The sequence below is a fragment of the Lentibacillus halophilus genome (assembly GCF_039522485.1).
In the GTDB taxonomy this organism is placed as follows: Bacteria; Bacillota; Bacilli; order Bacillales; family Amphibacillaceae; genus Lentibacillus; species Lentibacillus halophilus.
In genome coordinates, this window is the sequence record NZ_BAAADM010000015.1 from 63,716 (window position 1) to 80,175 (window position 16,460).

The 16,460-nt window shown below is 34.4% G+C and carries 21 protein-coding genes and 1 tRNA gene; 3 read left to right on the forward strand and 19 right to left on the reverse strand.

Annotated elements, in window-relative coordinates; all coding sequences use genetic code 11:
• Positions 1 to 12 precede the first annotated feature (12 nt).
• The 19 genes from ABDZ72_RS03330 to ABDZ72_RS03420 all read right to left on the reverse strand — a co-directional run bounded on the left by ABDZ72_RS03330 (position 13) and on the right by ABDZ72_RS03420 (position 14,405).
• Positions 13 to 1,587, reverse strand: a complete 1,575-nt coding sequence (locus tag ABDZ72_RS03330; protein ID WP_343751132.1) for a terminase large subunit — start codon at positions 1,585 to 1,587, stop codon at positions 13 to 15.
• A gap of 19 nt (positions 1,588 to 1,606) precedes the next feature.
• The gene (locus ABDZ72_RS03335; RefSeq protein WP_343751133.1) at positions 1,607 to 2,008 is read right to left on the reverse strand and encodes a hypothetical protein; all 402 of its coding nucleotides are present in this window, start codon (positions 2,006 to 2,008) and stop codon (positions 1,607 to 1,609) included.
• The gene (locus ABDZ72_RS03340; protein WP_343751134.1) at positions 2,001 to 2,195 is read right to left on the reverse strand and encodes a hypothetical protein; all 195 of its coding nucleotides are present in this window, start codon (positions 2,193 to 2,195) and stop codon (positions 2,001 to 2,003) included. Before ABDZ72_RS03340 ends, ABDZ72_RS03335 begins: the two co-directional genes overlap by 8 nt.
• A gap of 54 nt (positions 2,196 to 2,249) precedes the next feature.
• Positions 2,250 to 3,161 (reverse strand): hypothetical protein, encoded by a 912-nt coding sequence (locus tag ABDZ72_RS03345; protein WP_343751135.1) that lies wholly within the window; start codon positions 3,159 to 3,161, stop codon positions 2,250 to 2,252.
• Between the two features lie 575 nt (positions 3,162 to 3,736).
• Positions 3,737 to 3,940, reverse strand: a complete 204-nt coding sequence (locus ABDZ72_RS03350) for a hypothetical protein (RefSeq protein WP_343751136.1) — start codon at positions 3,938 to 3,940, stop codon at positions 3,737 to 3,739.
• A 15-nt stretch (positions 3,941 to 3,955) separates the two neighbouring features.
• Positions 3,956 to 4,765 (reverse strand): hypothetical protein, encoded by an 810-nt coding sequence (locus ABDZ72_RS03355; protein WP_343751138.1) that lies wholly within the window; start codon positions 4,763 to 4,765, stop codon positions 3,956 to 3,958.
• Between the two features lie 503 nt (positions 4,766 to 5,268).
• Complete coding sequence (locus ABDZ72_RS03360; RefSeq protein WP_343751140.1) at positions 5,269 to 6,141, reverse strand: SU10 major capsid protein; 873 nt, start codon at positions 6,139 to 6,141, stop codon at positions 5,269 to 5,271.
• Positions 6,142 to 6,205: 64 nt separating this feature from the next.
• Positions 6,206 to 6,646: a hypothetical protein gene (locus ABDZ72_RS03365; RefSeq protein ID WP_343751142.1), complete on the reverse strand. Its 441-nt coding sequence runs from the start codon at positions 6,644 to 6,646 to the stop codon at positions 6,206 to 6,208.
• A gap of 88 nt (positions 6,647 to 6,734) precedes the next feature.
• On the reverse strand, positions 6,735 to 7,013 hold the full coding sequence (locus ABDZ72_RS03370) for a hypothetical protein (RefSeq protein WP_343751145.1): 279 nt from the start codon (positions 7,011 to 7,013) through the stop codon (positions 6,735 to 6,737).
• Complete coding sequence (locus ABDZ72_RS03375) at positions 7,010 to 8,311, reverse strand: M26 family metallopeptidase (RefSeq protein ID WP_343751148.1); 1,302 nt, start codon at positions 8,309 to 8,311, stop codon at positions 7,010 to 7,012. The genes ABDZ72_RS03370 and ABDZ72_RS03375 overlap by 4 nt, the downstream gene beginning before the upstream one ends.
• A gap of 15 nt (positions 8,312 to 8,326) precedes the next feature.
• Complete coding sequence (locus ABDZ72_RS03380; protein ID WP_343751150.1) at positions 8,327 to 8,755, reverse strand: hypothetical protein; 429 nt, start codon at positions 8,753 to 8,755, stop codon at positions 8,327 to 8,329.
• A gap of 2 nt (positions 8,756 to 8,757) precedes the next feature.
• Positions 8,758 to 8,985 (reverse strand): BhlA/UviB family holin-like peptide, encoded by a 228-nt coding sequence (locus ABDZ72_RS03385; RefSeq protein WP_343751152.1) that lies wholly within the window; start codon positions 8,983 to 8,985, stop codon positions 8,758 to 8,760.
• A 1,478-nt stretch (positions 8,986 to 10,463) separates the two neighbouring features.
• The gene (locus tag ABDZ72_RS03390) at positions 10,464 to 10,817 is read right to left on the reverse strand and encodes a hypothetical protein (RefSeq protein ID WP_343751155.1); all 354 of its coding nucleotides are present in this window, start codon (positions 10,815 to 10,817) and stop codon (positions 10,464 to 10,466) included.
• 189 nt (positions 10,818 to 11,006) lie between these two features.
• A complete protein-coding gene (locus ABDZ72_RS03395; protein WP_343751157.1) occupies positions 11,007 to 11,288 on the reverse strand; it encodes a hypothetical protein in 282 nt (93 codons plus the stop codon).
• 673 nt (positions 11,289 to 11,961) lie between these two features.
• On the reverse strand, positions 11,962 to 12,123 hold the full coding sequence (locus tag ABDZ72_RS03400; protein ID WP_343751159.1) for a hypothetical protein: 162 nt from the start codon (positions 12,121 to 12,123) through the stop codon (positions 11,962 to 11,964).
• Between the two features lie 13 nt (positions 12,124 to 12,136).
• A complete protein-coding gene (locus ABDZ72_RS03405; protein ID WP_343751161.1) occupies positions 12,137 to 13,054 on the reverse strand; it encodes a tyrosine-type recombinase/integrase in 918 nt (305 codons plus the stop codon).
• 122 nt (positions 13,055 to 13,176) lie between these two features.
• Positions 13,177 to 13,249 (reverse strand) — tRNA-Val (locus ABDZ72_RS03410).
• Positions 13,250 to 13,354: 105 nt separating this feature from the next.
• Positions 13,355 to 14,032, reverse strand: a complete 678-nt coding sequence (locus ABDZ72_RS03415) for a DUF421 domain-containing protein (protein WP_343751163.1) — start codon at positions 14,030 to 14,032, stop codon at positions 13,355 to 13,357.
• A gap of 103 nt (positions 14,033 to 14,135) precedes the next feature.
• Positions 14,136 to 14,405 (reverse strand): hypothetical protein, encoded by a 270-nt coding sequence (locus tag ABDZ72_RS03420; protein WP_343751165.1) that lies wholly within the window; start codon positions 14,403 to 14,405, stop codon positions 14,136 to 14,138.
• Between the two features lie 163 nt (positions 14,406 to 14,568).
• Here ABDZ72_RS03420 and ABDZ72_RS03425 point away from each other — a divergent pair, with 163 nt between their 5' ends.
• The 3 genes from ABDZ72_RS03425 (at position 14,569) to ABDZ72_RS03435 (ending at position 16,350) form a co-directional block, all read left to right on the forward strand.
• The gene (locus ABDZ72_RS03425) at positions 14,569 to 15,303 is read left to right on the forward strand and encodes an alpha/beta hydrolase (RefSeq protein WP_425542340.1); all 735 of its coding nucleotides are present in this window, start codon (positions 14,569 to 14,571) and stop codon (positions 15,301 to 15,303) included.
• 106 nt (positions 15,304 to 15,409) lie between these two features.
• A complete protein-coding gene (locus ABDZ72_RS03430; protein WP_343751168.1) occupies positions 15,410 to 15,928 on the forward strand; it encodes a YjcG family protein in 519 nt (172 codons plus the stop codon).
• The gene (locus ABDZ72_RS03435; protein WP_343751169.1) at positions 15,925 to 16,350 is read left to right on the forward strand and encodes a GNAT family N-acetyltransferase; all 426 of its coding nucleotides are present in this window, start codon (positions 15,925 to 15,927) and stop codon (positions 16,348 to 16,350) included. Before ABDZ72_RS03430 ends, ABDZ72_RS03435 begins: the two co-directional genes overlap by 4 nt.
• The last annotated feature ends 110 nt before the right edge of the window (positions 16,351 to 16,460 follow it).

The window sequence follows — 16,460 nt, forward strand, 5'->3', positions numbered from 1 at the left end:
AAAATGTCGGCTTTATATATACCACTTGTTTTGGTCTTTAGCCAAATTAGCCAATGAACAACTGATAACCTTATCATCATGATTCTGCTCGCCTTGTTTATTCCCCATTTTCTGTCCACCTAAATTCTGATATATCTGCATTTGCTCTAAACTTTCCACATCATTCAATAGGATATATCCACGTTCAAAGTTTTCCTTAAATTTCTCTAAAAGAACTGGTTTTGACGAAACAGTTTGGGTAAAACCTAACTGGCTCTTACGTTTACCCTTCTGGTCGAATAGTTTTTCCTTATATAGATTCTGGTAATGGTATTCTTCACGCATCTTCTCTAATAGGACTATACCAACGTTATTACGTTCAATCGCTGTAAATGGCTGTCCATACCACATCAACAATTCATGTAATACATCAGCAAACTGGTACACGGGCAATTTATTTGATCCAAAACTTGCACATTCCACACCTTCGTCATCTATGATTGTACATGTGCTTGAATCACCGCCACCACCATGCGATACGTCCACGCCTGCATAGTAATATTTCTTAGGATTGTATTCATGAAATATCTTTAACTCTTTGCCTATGTATCTTTGCAAACTACCAGGAACATCACTTAATTCATTCAATGGAATATCTGGCATAACATATTTAAGTCGTTCTAATACCTTATTTTGGTCAAACACCGATTTATTTGTACTAATAAACGATTCCATGTCATTACTTGGATATTCTTGGAAGAAATCTTCCAATTTCATGTCCTGTAACTTATATTCTCGCCACATTAACTGCCTTAAATTGGCATTTTGCTCATATAATCGCCTTTGTTCTTCATTCAAATCCTTGTAACGTAATCTGTCGCCAGTTTGTGCTTTATACCATGCTTCTGCTTCGTCATATTCCCCTTTTTTACTTTCACGATAGAAAGGGTGAAACCATGGAATGAAATAATTCTTGTACTTTGAATTGCCACGTTTGGCTTGATTATACAACCTATAATAATGGTTCGATATACCGTTACTGGTTGTTTCTATGGAAATTCTTCCTTTATCTATCAATGCTTGCTCAATGGACAATAACTGTTCTTTCTGATTGCTGTAAAAGGCATATTCCGACAAGTGCGCCCAACTAATTGACATTCCACGTCCAATATCCTTGTACCCTGCTACCGTACTTACAACTCTACTACCATTAGTTAAAAGTAATTCTTGTTTATTATCCCTTTTCGTTTCAGGAAACAAATTAGGATATTTATCCCTCGGCAGATTGTCATTCATAAATTTTAACTGGTTAAAAAGTGCCTTTGCACTGTCACCCTCATAAGACACGATCAAAATGTTACTGTTTGGCTGTGTACACGCCTGAAAAATTGCTTTAGCCAACATCATGGTACTTATTCCGGCACGTCTGGCTTTATTAATAATGAGATAACGGTTATCCTTCATCAAATCATTTATTTCCTGCTGTGCAAGGTTTAACGTCATCTGTTGTTCCTGATTTTGCGTATTTACAATGTAAATAAAATTCTTAGCAAACAACTCAAACGAATTAAATATCTTTTGTAATTTTTGCTTTTTAGTTACTGCCATTTAATCACCTTTTTCGATTCTATATTTCTAAGTCGTCATCCTCGACCTCATCATCATCATCCTGTTTCTCGAATATCTCTTTAACAATTTTTCTGTTATCTTTTATTTCCTTCTTTAACTGCAAGAATAGTTTAATATCTTTTTCGTTCCCTTGTTCTTTAGCACGTTGACTAATCAAATCATAAATTTCTTCAAAATCCTGCGTTGCACGATAATCCATATACAGATTTAATAATGCTTTATACTCGGAACTTTTTTCCCAATTATAGAAACTATTCATGGTACGGACTTCTGTTTTCTTCATCAATTCTTCTTCTGTTTTTTCAGGTTTGCTTTTATCGTAAAACAGGTTGAACTTCCAACGAAAATATTGCTCTTTCTTCCAATTTATACTTTTTAAATATTTTTCCAACTCATTCATGATTCTCACCTACCACTGATTCCAACTTGTTACTGATTTCTTTAATTTGTTTACTTATTTGTTTACATTCGTCATTGACAATGGCCGTTTGCTCGATATTCTGCATTAACATGTTTTCAATATTATCCACTTTTTCATTTAAACTTTTTTGATCTTGCTTCAACTTAAATACGTTCTGATTTTCCATTAATCGATTCCCCTTTTTAGATTAGTTGTATATAAAAAAAGCCCTAGACATTATCTAGGACTGAGTTAAATCAAATTTAATTTCACCTGTTTCTTGATCGTATCCATTAGGACTTGAACCCCAATTTTCCGAATCAATATCTTCTTCAATATCATCAAATGGATTGTATTCCTTATTCTCGGCTTTGCCATAGCGTTTTAAAAACTTTTGAATAATTTCATCTGCATCCCTCTTAAACGTTTCAATTCGACTATATGAACGCAACGGAACATGTTCAAAATTAATCTTTTTACCATTTTTTTTGGTATGGGTTGCAAGTAAATAATTCTCATTTAAAGTAATAAGTATATTAGTTATTGTATCGTCGCTGTAACCTAACCAATTTTCTATTTTATTAATATTGATATTCGCTTTGTGTTCACTGTTATTAGACAACTTCAACATTAACAAATAAACAGATACCTCTTTAGACGTTAAAGAAAGGTCGTTATATATATAATCAATTGTATTAAAATTAATCGTTATATAGTAATCATTGTCCGTCGTCGGACTGTCAATACTAACGCCATTTTTATCAGCACCTTTATAAGTATGCGGAACATCTATTGCTTTTAACACAATTAATGTATCAGGTTTAATTTTATCATTTTCATCAACTAAATAATTCCACCGTACAGGTTTATGTAATTCAATAATACCTGCCCTAGACATTTTCTTTAACAAATCGAATACTTGATTATTTCTCAACTTAGTTTTACAATTCATCTTTGTAAACTCTTTTAACTCACCAATTGTTACACGAAACACATGTTCATCATATTTACCTTGATGTAACCTAAACCTAAATAATTGTAAGTATAAATTTAAACCTTCTTCTTTACCAATTTTCTTAAACATATTATCTTTCCCATCAAACCAATTTGATTTGATTTTAATACTCGGTAATGCATAATTATCAAATTTCATTTTACGGATTCTCCTTCTTTTTAAATTTATAGATATGTAACTAATAACAAATAATCAATGTACAAGAATGAATTTGAACTTGAACTTGACTTTGAACTTAATCTTTAAGAGTTAAAAGTTAAAGCGGTTAAATGGTAAATTTACACCGCGAAATATTACTTTAAATTTATTAATATTATTACTTAAAATTAATTATATCCCTATGTGTACATTTTTTTGCAGTGGATTTCCTTCTGTTACCCCTAAAAATACAAAATTCTGCAATGGGGTTCTTTAACCTGAATAGCCAAAACCATTGCCATAAAAGGGATTTAGATACTTTTTTATACTTTTACATATAAATCCCTGTGTACACATAATTCTGCAATGGATAACTACTTTCCTATCCCTCATTATACATAATTCTGCAATGGAGTCAAGGGAAAAGTAGAAATTTTACACACTTTTATATGCCAAATTCCCAAAACCCTTGATATGATTGCTTTTAAGTTATCCCTAAATATACAAGATTCTGCAACGGTGTATATTATAACTACTAATGTCATACCTATACACACAAAATTTTGCAATGGGAATTACTCATTTTGATTCTTGTAAGCGTCTAACGCCTTTTGTAATTCAGGTGACTTCGCATAAAGTGAGAATGTGTTCCCACTCTTTGGATTGATTGCCACTGTCAATGGAACAATTCCACCGTTGTGACCACCTGTATAATGATAAATATGGTCACTCAAATTTTTAGAATAACAATAAAATAAATCTTCATTTCTAATAGTCATCTTCAAATTTCCCCTTTATATTTTTACTGTGTATTTGTAAAATTTTCGATTCGTCAATGCGAAACTGACTACATTCGGCTTCAACTTACCTGATTCGTTGCCAGTCACCGTACCATATTTGCTCTCATATTCATTTTGCAAATGGAATGGTCGACTAGGTAAATCTAATTGCAAATTTAAGCCCTCTGACAGCACTTCAAATGGAAGTTCTGTCTGTAAATAGCCATCTTCATTAATTTTAATGTCTGAATTTAACTTATATTTACGTATCAAATCATAATAATCTTGCTTATCTGTTTCATTGAGAATGGTTATCAATTCTTCAAATCCTAATAACCTTAAATATTTGTTATGTACGTCTTTGAATTTGTCGTCATAGTGTCCTAAGAATGCACTATCAATAGATAATAACAACATCTTGCCTAATTTTGTTGGTGGCAATGGCAATCCGTAAAAAGACCACATTAATAATGCGGTACTTCCTGCATATTTATCAAAATAATTGTTACCTGATATATTTAGGATTGAATTTACATTTGCCGATTGCGGATTGACATGGCTATCATGTTGTATGCGTGTGACATGATTATCCCAACATTTACCATATGTCAATGCTAAATCAATCCCTAGTGATGGCTTTCGGACATTTTTGTCTTGTTTATATATATTGTCAAAGTCATAAAAATAATTTATCTGATTGCCATTTACTTCATGTTCAATGGCACAACCTACTAAACTATCTATATCATTTGTTAAAACTGTTGAATAATTGCGCTCGGGCGCAAAACACCATTCAGGCATCTTATCTCTTAATTCTTTTTTCATCTGTTACATGTGAAAGAAACTAATCTTCCACTTCCAATTATTCGGCTATCCCCCTAATATAGGGGGGTTATTCATTTTCCTCATTTTGGGAACATTTTTCTTCCTGCCACTCTAAGACCATAATGTTTTAGCATTGCGATTGATTTACTAAAACGGTCAAAGAAGTGGACAATTATGTTGTATCCTTCACATTTTCACCTCCGTTTTTTGATTATTTGTAAAAATTAATTATCTATTATCTCTTTGTATTTCCTTATCCTGTAATCGGACATTGTACATTTATCTTTCTCGAATTTACTTATTAGAGATTGGTTACAAGATAATTCTTGTGATAGGTACTTCTGACCGATTCCTTTGCGTCTACGCTTTAATAGATACAACTCCTTTTCTTCCATTTTCTTTTCTCCTTTTTTGGATTTACACTTTTTAACGTGGTAGATACCACGATAATTAAATTAAAAAGAGGATACCCAATCGGATACCCTCTAATATTTATGTGATTACTATGCTTTGGTGTTAGTTGTTACAACGGATACGGCTTTCGGACTTGCAACTTTAAGTGTAGATTCAGCAACAACCAATGCACGGTTACTATCACCATTTTTAGCCAATGGTTGAAAAGATGGCTCACGAAGATATGCCAAATCAGTATAGGCAGAATTAAAGAATACTGCCTTGTTAGCAGGTACATGCTTACTTAAAAGGAAGTGTACCGTACCGTAGTTGGTATTCACTGAATTAGCCAATGCCCCAAAATTTGTGGTTTGGTGGACGTAATTGTAATTATTTTCGTAAATCTTGTCAATATTTTCTTTTACGTCTGCGTTTACTAGTGCATAATATTCGCCTTCCATCAAATCTTTATTCCACAACTTCTGCATGGCATCTTTGATTGTTTGTTCCTTAATATTTCCAGTTGTAGATACAGCGTTACTGGAATCGGCAAACTCAATCAGACCAGACATTTTACGCTTGCCAGTAGAGCCATCCTGCTTTTTGCCCGTAATTAACTTCTTTTCCATAGCAATCTTGAGTTCGGTAAGACGGTCATTTACCTCTTGGGATAGTTGACCTTGTTTCATTGCTTGTGCTGAACCACTGATAGATACGCCTTTACTAAAGATTTCCATAATATTGTTAAGTTCTTTCCGATTACTTGAATAAAAATTAGTAGCATCTGCGCCTTCTTCTTGTGTAATATCGTCCGTATTATCGAGAACCTTTTCAATGAAACTATAAATCGTAGAATTTGCCCTTTCAATGTTACCTTTCTGCATCAACATACTTGTAAATGGTGTAGATTGTACGCCTACCTTTGCAATCTCATTACTAAGTGACACCTGTTCTGCCGGTGTAAAGTTACTATTCGTAAACATATATTAATCATCCTTTTCTATTAGTTTTAGTTATAGTTTTATATATTTTGGGAAATATTTCCCATTACTTGAACAATTTTGCTAACTTAGTTCCAATCATACCTTCTGTGTTACCATTTTTTTCAAATTTTGAATACTCATCATCTTTGGCATGTTGTTCAGGCACATAGCCCGAATCCAACTTGACTTGTTTGACAATTTTATTTAATGACTTAATTGTATTATTCAATTCATCTTCATCATTTACCTTGATTACATCTTTAAAATTAGATAGCCCATTCTTTTCCAACTGCAAATTAACCTTTTCGTCGAACAACTCTTGTTTCTGCTGTTGGAATTGTTGTTCTTCTTCCGATGGCTCATGTGGCTTGTACTGCAACAAGTCATCACGTTCTGCTACAACCTTGTCATAATCTGCCTTATTGACTGTTTCCACTTGCTCTTGCTCCTGTTCCTGATTGCCTTGTCCTTGTTGTTCTTGTTGTTCTGGATTTTCTTCTGCCATTTGTAAATCTCTCCTTTTTTAATTTAACTTTTAAAATACCTTTAATGTAAACGAGCCAACAAACATCTACATTTAAAGGACATTTAAACTAAACAAACCCAATATCAATACTATCCCTGACTACAACTGGATTTTTATTATGTTCCCCTCGAAACTCGAATATCACTTCTTGTTTGTCATCGGGTACAGTGTAGTCATAAAAATAGACACCTTTATCTTGCTTATTGGTGTCATCTAATGTAATCTGTTTAATTTGTTTTTGCGTATCGTCATACAATGTCAAAGTAGGATTACTAGGGTCTATTGCTTGACCATTCAACGACTTAAAGTTACATTTTAACCGTACTGTGTCACCTTGATATATCACTTCACCACCTCGCTATACGATGGATTTACAACAAAAGTTGTATTGGTTGGATTGGTATGTATTTCAGTATTTGAAAAATTCTTAATTATACTGATATGACCAATCATAGGTAAACTGTCTATTGGTGTGATTACATCAGTTACTATTGGATTGATATGGCTTGATACGTTTCTATTAACCGATATTTCCCCTCGATTGAATACAGCATTGACATTTGCTTGAATCGGATTTATATAACTTGTTACATTAAGATTACCCTTATTTAGTGAAAAGGTATCTGTAATGACATTTGATTGAATTGGGCTAATATATCCTGTTACATTACGAGTATCTGTATTTGGTGATACAGCGTCCTGTGTGGCTTTAGAATGGATTGAGGATACATAGGTCGAGACATTTTTATTTGTTATTTGTGCAACGTTTGTGTTGGCTGTGACCTTACTTACGAATGTATTTACCGTTACATTTTCAGATTGTGGTGGTAAGTCAATACTAATACTGGAATAAATTGGATTGGTGTATGATATAGTGGTTCTGCTTTCTTCTTTAGATGGTGTTGTTGGTTTACCTAAAACTCGTAGATAAGGTTCTCCATCCATCAACCATGTATTTGTGAAATCCCAATCTGTATAAGATGACTTTTGACCTATCTGTGTTGTTGTCAATCCTGTTGCTTTAGGGTCTGTGGAATAAACATCTGAATTATAATAGGCGTTCTTCATGGTTGTACCATCATAATAACCTATAAATGCACCAACATCACTTGTTCCTGATACTGTTCCCATTGAATAACATCTATATAATTCTGCGTTTGAATAACCAGCACCGCCATGACCAATGAATCCACCAACATATTTATTACCTGTCACATTTGCATGAGAATAACTGTCATTTGTAATTCCACCATATGCAGAACCAATTAGACCACCTGTATTATCAGCACCATCAACTGTTCCTTTTGAATAGCATTTGTCAACTGTTCCGTATAATCGACCAATTAACGCACCTGTATGACTGCCTGTATTTGATACAATTACATTCAACAATCCAACATTTTTAATAGTTGAACCATTGTCTATACCGAATAGACCAACATAATCTGTGGTACTATTAATAGTTAGATTACGAATAACATGCCCTTTACCATCAAAAGAACCAGTGAAACGATTATCTATATTACTTAATGGTGTTAAGTCACCAAAGCCACTCATATCAATGTCATTTGCTAACTCATATGTACCCGATAAATCATTTCTTATATTATCTAAATCTTGGGGTGTTTTTATTAAGGTTGCCATTTACTACACCCCCCTTTACTTAACTTGGGGTACTTCAATTTCGTGGGTCACAGTCAATTTGTCGCCATCTTTGGAAATCGTGAAGTTAGTGAATGTTTCAGTTGATACAACTTTGTCACTTGGATTTTCATAGGATGAACCAGTTATTTCATTCAATTCAATTTTGGCAAATGTTGTATCTAAACTAACGTCGCTGTCTGAACCTGTTAAAACAATTTCTAATTTCAGTGTTTGCGAATCTGGTACATCTTCTTTCATTGGATTACCCACGCTATCGTATCCCAATGTCATTTGTTTCGTTGCATGAATCCAACTAAAACGACTATCGGTACTGTCTATGGTAACAATATTATTGTCTTTGTCATCAAATAATATAACTCTTGTCCAGTTTTCTACTATATGCTTTTTTAGTAACGTATAAGCATCTGCTGTAATCTCTGCCATAACTACTTATCCCCCTTATTGTTCGTCAAACTTGATATTTTTGTTTCTAACCTTTCCAACGTCTGTACTATCTTGCCTTGTACCTGATTCTGATTATTAATTTGCTCGTTTAATTTATCTTCACGTTTTTTTGCTTCTTTCCTTGTATCTAACAATAAAAATACAAATAAAACAGCGAATACGCCTTGTGACATCCATGTTTCAATCGGTATTTGTGTCAAAAATTCCATGCAATCACCCCCAATTAAAGATAAAAGTGATTATATATACTCGTTCATATTTATGAATAAAAAATTTTTAAAATACTCATATTTATGAATAAAAAAACAGAAAAAAAGGTAGCCGATAACCGACTACCCATCAAAAAACGGAAGTCAAAACATGAAGTTCTGACGTAATAAATAAACTGGTAAAACTAGGTATTATTAATGCTTAAATATGCTAGAGATTGTACTAATCTCTTTTAAATATTTAAAGTTCCCCATCCCTTATATGCACTTTTGGAATATTTTTTACCACTTTTTTCGTGTAATTACCTTAAATATTTAAAGCAGATACCCTATCTATATAGAGTGACTTATCCTATAACATATATCAATATTATTTCCCTTCCATTATTAACTCTTATACTAGCAACTTCTATAACCCTTGTGTGTCAATAAGTTTAGGATTTTTCCATTTCGCTACATGCTTACACCCTACTAAGATAAATAAGGGTCTATTGCGTTAGGTTTTCATCTTCTCTCCATATATACATGTGTACTGGTAACATCTAAAAGTACCTTGTATAAAGTATTTTTAGGTATCTTCTAAATGCTAATACTAACATTTTGCTTCCCTTCCATTATTAACTCTTATACCAATAAACGCTGTATCCCTTGTATGTCAAGGGGTTTGGGATTTTTCTATTTTTCTAAATCGTTACAACATCATATACACCTATTAAGAAAAATATCAGGTTAAAAGTCGTTACATGCTTCCCCTCTACTTGGGCACTGTAAGAATACTAATATGACAGTGGTTGAAGTACGCTTATCGTGGCAATTATTTTTGTGATAGCACCTAATAAGATAAATATCACTTATTGTCCACATCTTCCTTCATGGCATAACTACTAAACACTGCCACGACAACAATGAAAGTATGTTGACTTTTATCAATGTTGATGTAATGGTACTTCTCACGATTTCTATCACTTCACATTTGTCTCCCTTAGAGGCAATCCAATTTTTAGAAACAATGTTGTCATATCAGTGTTTTTGCTGTTATGGTAAAAATATCCAAACTTCAAATCAGTTGGCAGACAAAGGATACAAAGATTTTTAAGAATCGAACATTATTCTCCTATATGGTGTTATTTTTTAACCTCAACAAAATACAGTAATGGCAACGTTTATGTAACTTATATAATTACCATTTTTAAATAAATGTTGATATGGTGGGCTTTAAAGGATTTCCATTTTCTCGCTTTTTCTCCCTTAGAGACGGTTCAATTTTTATAAATATTATTTTTAAATCAATGTTTTTGCTGTTATGGCAAAAATATACAAACTTCAAATCAATTGACACACAAGGATTACAAAGATTTACCAGAATCGAACGTTATTCTATTCTATTAAGATAAATACCATTCTATTTCGCTAGTTTTTCGGTCTTAAACATCAAAAATTCCTCAACATAAAAAAGGAAAGGGTATAATCCCTAACCTTTAAATAAGTGTCATCATATTTTGTTCAATTTCTTTGGATAGTTCATTTGCTTCTTCTTCATACCCTACATCTACTAATATTCCTTCTAACCACTCTGGATAGTTAAGTTTAAGTTCATCGTACACTTCTTGTGAATCCATATCTTCCCATTCATCCACACTAAACATATTCCCTACAACATCATGATATAAGTAATCATCCTGAAAATTCTTTGCTACTTGGTCAACTTTGATTCCTTCTAGGAAACTTTCAAACTGTTGTTGTGTCCAATTAATGTCACCGTTACTAAATTTTTCAACAACCTCATTGATCTTTGGTACTTCCAACATTGCCAACTCATTATTAAATTCCATTCTTAAATCTCTCCTTTAATCTGTTTTGATTTTGACTTTGACTATCTTTGACCTAATTCTATAATACTACCGATTAAATCAATTGTCAAGAATATTCTGTATACTATGATTAGTATAATGATTTTTAACACCACCGCTCCTTCTTAAAATAAACATAAAAATAAGCCACCTTTTAGGTGACTTAAACAATTATTCAAACATTTTATTTTCGTTATTATCTTTTTCCAATTTCCATTCCATGAAATCTTCAAACTGTTCTTCTGTCATATCTTCAGGATCTTCTGTATCGTAGTAATTATCACTATCATAATCATTTGATGGAATAATCGAAACAAAAAGCAACATACAAATTGGCACACCAATTATACTTGATATTTTTACAATTCTGGCTTGATGTTTAGGTAAATAATCTGTTAAAAATACTAAAAACAAAATTATAACCACTGATAAAACCACAAACAATGTCCACATGATTCAATAACCTCCAACCATTTAATTTATTATAATATTATTGTACCACAAATTTTTCCATTTTACCAAAATTTGCAAAGAGTATTTCTCCCTTGATTCAGAATTGGGTTTTGGCTATTATCGGTTGAACGAATGGACAACGGCCAAAAAGTTGCCTTGCCTATGTTCAAAAGATAAAAAATAATTATCAGATGAACAAAAGACAAGACAACTTTAATAATTATTATCGTATATCACGATATGGTATCCGTATATAAACTCTATTGTTGTGAGATTAATAATCTCAATATTCCTACTCACGTCAATTTGCCCTAGTGGTTTCCCTAAAAGGTACTTATGGAATATCTTGCAGGTACATTTACCTCAAACTGTCCTAACAATCAGCGTTTTAAGGTGGCTTTCACCCTTCAGTGACGAACGTAATAGAGAAACCGTTCATTGTCACCTATACTGATTTAATTGCATCGGCTCAGTCCTATACCTTTCCAGTTTATTTTTGATTGGTGTAAGTTGGCAAGTCCACCAAAGAAACAACCTAAAAAAGACATTACTAAATACGCCTTGTAATACCCTGTTTTTTTTGGTATTATAAGGTTACAGGTTTTAGGTAGTTTCTATTTAGTTTTAAGGGGTTAGTGTTGCTGTGAACAACATTAGCCCTATTTATTTTGGCTTATTTTTTAACAACCATTGGATTGTGTAATTGGAATGCTAAATCTTTTGTTGTTTGATTGTCATTGGTTGCATTAAACATATCTAGCGCATAGATGATGTTTGCCATTTCATCATAACTTGCTTCCACTTTGATTCTGCCATTTTCATTTTGTACTTCCATTTGATTCTCTCCTTTACACCTCTAAATTATTTAATGGATTGTATTTATCATTCTGTTCCGCTAAATCATTGCCCCACATAGCCGCATAACGTTCAGTCGTTGAAATTGACGAATGGCGCATTAATTTTTGGACAGCAAACGTACTCATTCCTGACTGAATACATCTTTGACAGAACGTGTGTCTGAATGTGTGACTACTTAATCTAACATCTTTAAAGTTCATTATTTTGGATAATCGCTTAAATACATTCTGTACAGCATTAGCAGATAGTGGTTTATTTTGACGATTGGTAAATACATAATCGTTTAAATTGTCCTTGCCAAACGTCTGCTCACAATACACTTTGTAACTTGCCAATTCTTTAACTAACTTCTCGGTCAACGGTATTGTTTCAATTTTTCTTGATTTACCAAATACCTTCAAGGTGTAATAGTTAAAGTCAATGTTTGCCCATTTCAAATGGGTAAGTTCCGTTTGCCTAAGACCAGTAGACAGTAATACAACAATTATTGTGTAATCCCTATACGCAAAAAATGACTTCTCACGTTTCTTGATACGTCTATAATAGTTAAGCATTTGTTTAACCTGATTATCACTAAATACTTCAATTTTTATATCCTCTTTTGATGACGATAATTTAGAAGCAGGATTTGTTTTTATTACTTCTTCATTTACTAGATGATTGAATAACGCCTTCAACCGCCTAAGTTTGCTGTTTGTGCTAGTTGTATTATTTCCTAATTTACGGCAATGATTGATATAACTTTTGATGGTGTTTGTCGTTACATCATTGACATTGACAATTTCTTTAGATGTGCAAAATTCTTCAAATTGTTTAAATGTATCCTTGTAACTTGTTAGCGTCGTTTCCGATAAATTTTGAAATTCCCTATCTTCAATAAACTCTTGTAGAGCAAACTTTAACAACAAAAAAAAGCCACCTCCCATCTTTAGATGTGAAGTGACTAATTTGAATAGTAGCAATTATATCTGCAACCAGATAACAAAATACTACTTATATAACCTTTTAAACGTTGATATGATGCCAATTATGATTCCGAGTGGGCTCGAACCACCGACCTCATGCCTGTCAAGCATGCGCTCTCCCAGCTGAGCTACGGAATCGTTTTGATTAATTTTTTATCGACAAGTATTACTATACCCCATTCATTAGCATATGTCAATATATTTTGTCCTCCTTTTTTACACAGCTAAAAAAGCGACGCATCGTTATACACGTTCTCCGTCCCCTGTATCAATCGTAAGCGAATGATCATGATCACGGACAGCAGCGTAAAAAATATTTTGCAAATCCGGATATCCCTCTTGATCGAGCTTGTTCCTAAGAGTCTGTTCATCAAGATTGGCAAGAGACAGATTTTTGTGCTGGATACGTCCTTCAACGACCACGGAAATCGGAACCCCTTGATAATCCATTTTCATCCCCATTTGTGCAGGGGTTACGGGTGCGGAATTCTGTTTGGGTATGACACTGATAGCACCATTTGGTTCAATTAACGCATGTTCAATTAATGTAATGTCCGGATAGCCTTTTTCGCGTACTTCTGACAAAATTTCCGCCAGTGATAATGTGGACCATTTCAAATTGGCTTTAATCAATTTGCCATGCTTAATGACAATCGTGGGTTTACCGATAAAAATTCGATTAATCCAATTGACCAACATCAACTTGGAAAACCCGACATGTATCAAGCCAACCAGGGTAAGACCGACAATTGTTTTTAAAAAGCTTTCTGTAACAACTGGACCGGCGGCTATGGAAATAACAAAAAATATCCCTGCGAGATCATGTGCTGTTAATTGAGCAAATGCAGACTTCCCCATTAGCCTGATAATGCTGATTGTAAAAAAATAAAGGATAATGATTTTCCCGATAAATAACAACATGAGCCAACTCACCTGCATGTGTGGTTTTTCAAATAGTATATACACCTAGGACATGAATTATAGGTAAATGAAGAGATGGCTACAAAAAGCCATCTCTTCCTACTTACTGGGATGTCATTTGGTAACCCATTTGTTGCTGTTTGTTCTGTGATCCCGTAGTGCTGTTTTTCATTTGGCTTGTAAATTGCTGAGTGGGCATATTCCCCCCAGCTGACTGCTGTTTAGCATTGTTTTGCATCTGGTTGTTATTCATCATATTGGAAATCGATTGCGGCATACGCTGAAATGTTCCATTCTGCATCCCTTTGCGAATACCATAAATGGCTGCCCCTGCAGCACCAACAGCCATGACTGATGTCATTACATTGTTCATTCTCCAGCACTCCTTTTTAAAAGATAAGTCCCCAATCCATAGTTTTGATAACAGAGCTGAGAACTATCCTTAAAAATCATTTCCAAAAACAACAAATCTGCCCACATTAACGACTTAGCGACAAACATGATACAATGAAAAAGAAAAAAATAACAGTAATGAGGTGACTATCATCGGACGCAAAGGAAAAATGATGGACGAACGATTGGACAGTCATTATTTAGAAGAAACCATGTTGTTAAAAATATATGTACCGGAAAGTGTTTCCTCTCTTGATACATATCGCCTTGCCATCATGCAAGATGGTGATGATTATTATCAGCTTGGACGGGCTGCAACACTGAGTGACCGGTTGCATGAGAATGGAGACATGGAAAACACTATTCTTATTGGTATCCATTATCAGGACAAGTATGACCGACAACAAAAGTACCATCCAAATGGCAGTCAGCAGAAGGCGTACATGTCATTTCTTGTACAAGAAGTTGTGCCCTTTCTGGACGAGCGGCTTCCCTCCAGCCAAGTGGGGCATTCCCGTGCCTTGATTGGTGATTCGCTGGCGGGGACACTGGCTTTAATGACTGCTCTGAAATATCCGAAAACGTTTGGTAATGTCATTATGCAGTCTCCTTATGTCGATGACACCGTCCTTGACACAGTAACGAAAGCCCAAACACTGCATCCTGTTTCCACTTATCATACCATTGGAACCGATGAAACGACGGTTCATACGACCGATGGCGGACAGGCTGATTTTCTTACACCAAACCGCCAATTGCACGAACACATCAAGAAAAAAGGATTGCCAAGTGTTTATCACGAGCTAGAACATGGAAACCATACATGGAAATATTGGCAAGACGATTTGAAACACGCTTTCGCAGCCCTTTTTAATTGAATTCACAAAACTCTCAACCGTTTCACTTTCTAATGCAAGCCTTTTTTTGTTATAATAAAAGCTATATTGTTTCTACCGAATAACCATTAATATAAGGAGGCTTTGTATGAAATATGGTATTGTTGCTTTTCCAACCAAACCTGTTCAAGATGAAATTAATTCCTACAGAAAACGCTATGACCCGCATTATGCTCTAGTTCCGCCGCATTTGACGCTAAAAGAGGAATTTGAAGCAAACGATCAAAAAATTGAGGAACTAGTGACAGAGCTGAAACACATCGCCAATCAGACAGATCCAATTGCTATCAGCATCAATAAAGTAAGTACGTTTGCACCGGTTACCAATACCATTTATTTAAAAGTGGAGCCGACTCAACAATTATATGATCTATCCGATAACATGCATACGGAAAAATTCCCCGGTGAACGGACCTACTCATTTGTGCCGCACATTACCATTGCACAAGAATTGACTGATGATGAGTACTCCGACGTTTACGGCAGCATCAGTATGAAAGATATTCAAATACGGGATACCATTGACCGATTCAACCTTGTTTATCAACTGGACAATGGCATTTGGACTGTATACGAAACCTTTGTATTCGGGAAGGAATATGTATGAACATTAAACAAGCTGCGACAGCTAAAGAACAAGAAGATGCGTATAGCGTTCGCTCCATCGTATTCATTGAAGAACAACGCGTTCCTTTGGAGTTGGAAATGGATGAATACGACAACAAAGCTATCCATTTAGTCGGCTATGAAGATAATGAACCGATTGCTGCATCCCGTGTACGCTTCACCGATAGCTACGGAAAGCTGGAACGCATTTGTGTTGTTCAGCATCAGCGTGGCAAATCGCACGGTTCGCAAATCATTCGGGCCATGGAAGACACCATTAAACAAAAAGGATTCCAAACAGCGACCTTAAATGCTCAGATTCGAGCCGTCTCCTTATATAAACGGCTTGGCTATGAAGTGGTATCAGATGAGTTCATGGATGCAGGCATTCCTCATGTGACCATGACCAAATCATTAGCGTGACAGAGGTATCCCTTTAAAGCAAAGGGGATATCTTTTTTATTACGCATTCATAGGAGTGCGTGGATCAGCCATATACGACAAAACGCCCTTGACTGATGCCCTAATTGATT

Bases quoted from the DNA above. Each gene is read 5' to 3' on its own strand.
- ABDZ72_RS03430 (WP_343751168.1), top strand. From the start codon at position 15,410: ATGAAATATGGTATTGTTGCTTTTCCAACCAAACCTGTTCAAGATGAA.
- ABDZ72_RS03350 (WP_343751136.1), bottom strand. From the start codon at position 3,940: ATGACTATTAGAAATGAAGATTTATTTTATTGTTATTCTAAAAATTTG.
- ABDZ72_RS03395 (WP_343751157.1), bottom strand. From the start codon at position 11,288: ATGTGGACATTGTTTGTGGTTTTATCAGTGGTTATAATTTTGTTTTTA.
- ABDZ72_RS03385 (WP_343751152.1), bottom strand. From the start codon at position 8,985: ATGGAATTTTTGACACAAATACCGATTGAAACATGGATGTCACAAGGC.
- ABDZ72_RS03335 (WP_343751133.1), bottom strand. From the start codon at position 2,008: ATGAATGAGTTGGAAAAATATTTAAAAAGTATAAATTGGAAGAAAGAG.
- ABDZ72_RS03360 (WP_343751140.1), bottom strand. From the start codon at position 6,141: ATGTTTACGAATAGTAACTTTACACCGGCAGAACAGGTGTCACTTAGT.
- ABDZ72_RS03390 (WP_343751155.1), bottom strand. From the start codon at position 10,817: ATGGAATTTAATAATGAGTTGGCAATGTTGGAAGTACCAAAGATCAAT.
- ABDZ72_RS03420 (WP_343751165.1), bottom strand. From the start codon at position 14,405: ATGAACAATGTAATGACATCAGTCATGGCTGTTGGTGCTGCAGGGGCA.
- ABDZ72_RS03375 (WP_343751148.1), bottom strand. From the start codon at position 8,311: ATGGCAACCTTAATAAAAACACCCCAAGATTTAGATAATATAAGAAAT.
- ABDZ72_RS03355 (WP_343751138.1), bottom strand. From the start codon at position 4,765: ATGAAAAAAGAATTAAGAGATAAGATGCCTGAATGGTGTTTTGCGCCC.
- ABDZ72_RS03435 (WP_343751169.1), top strand. From the start codon at position 15,925: ATGAACATTAAACAAGCTGCGACAGCTAAAGAACAAGAAGATGCGTAT.
- ABDZ72_RS03400 (WP_343751159.1), bottom strand. From the start codon at position 12,123: ATGGAAGTACAAAATGAAAATGGCAGAATCAAAGTGGAAGCAAGTTAT.
- ABDZ72_RS03345 (WP_343751135.1), bottom strand. From the start codon at position 3,161: ATGAAATTTGATAATTATGCATTACCGAGTATTAAAATCAAATCAAAT.
- ABDZ72_RS03330 (WP_343751132.1), bottom strand. From the start codon at position 1,587: ATGGCAGTAACTAAAAAGCAAAAATTACAAAAGATATTTAATTCGTTT.
- ABDZ72_RS03340 (WP_343751134.1), bottom strand. From the start codon at position 2,195: ATGGAAAATCAGAACGTATTTAAGTTGAAGCAAGATCAAAAAAGTTTA.
- ABDZ72_RS03365 (WP_343751142.1), bottom strand. From the start codon at position 6,646: ATGGCAGAAGAAAATCCAGAACAACAAGAACAACAAGGACAAGGCAAT.
- ABDZ72_RS03415 (WP_343751163.1), bottom strand. From the start codon at position 14,032: ATGTTGTTATTTATCGGGAAAATCATTATCCTTTATTTTTTTACAATC.
- ABDZ72_RS03380 (WP_343751150.1), bottom strand. From the start codon at position 8,755: ATGGCAGAGATTACAGCAGATGCTTATACGTTACTAAAAAAGCATATA.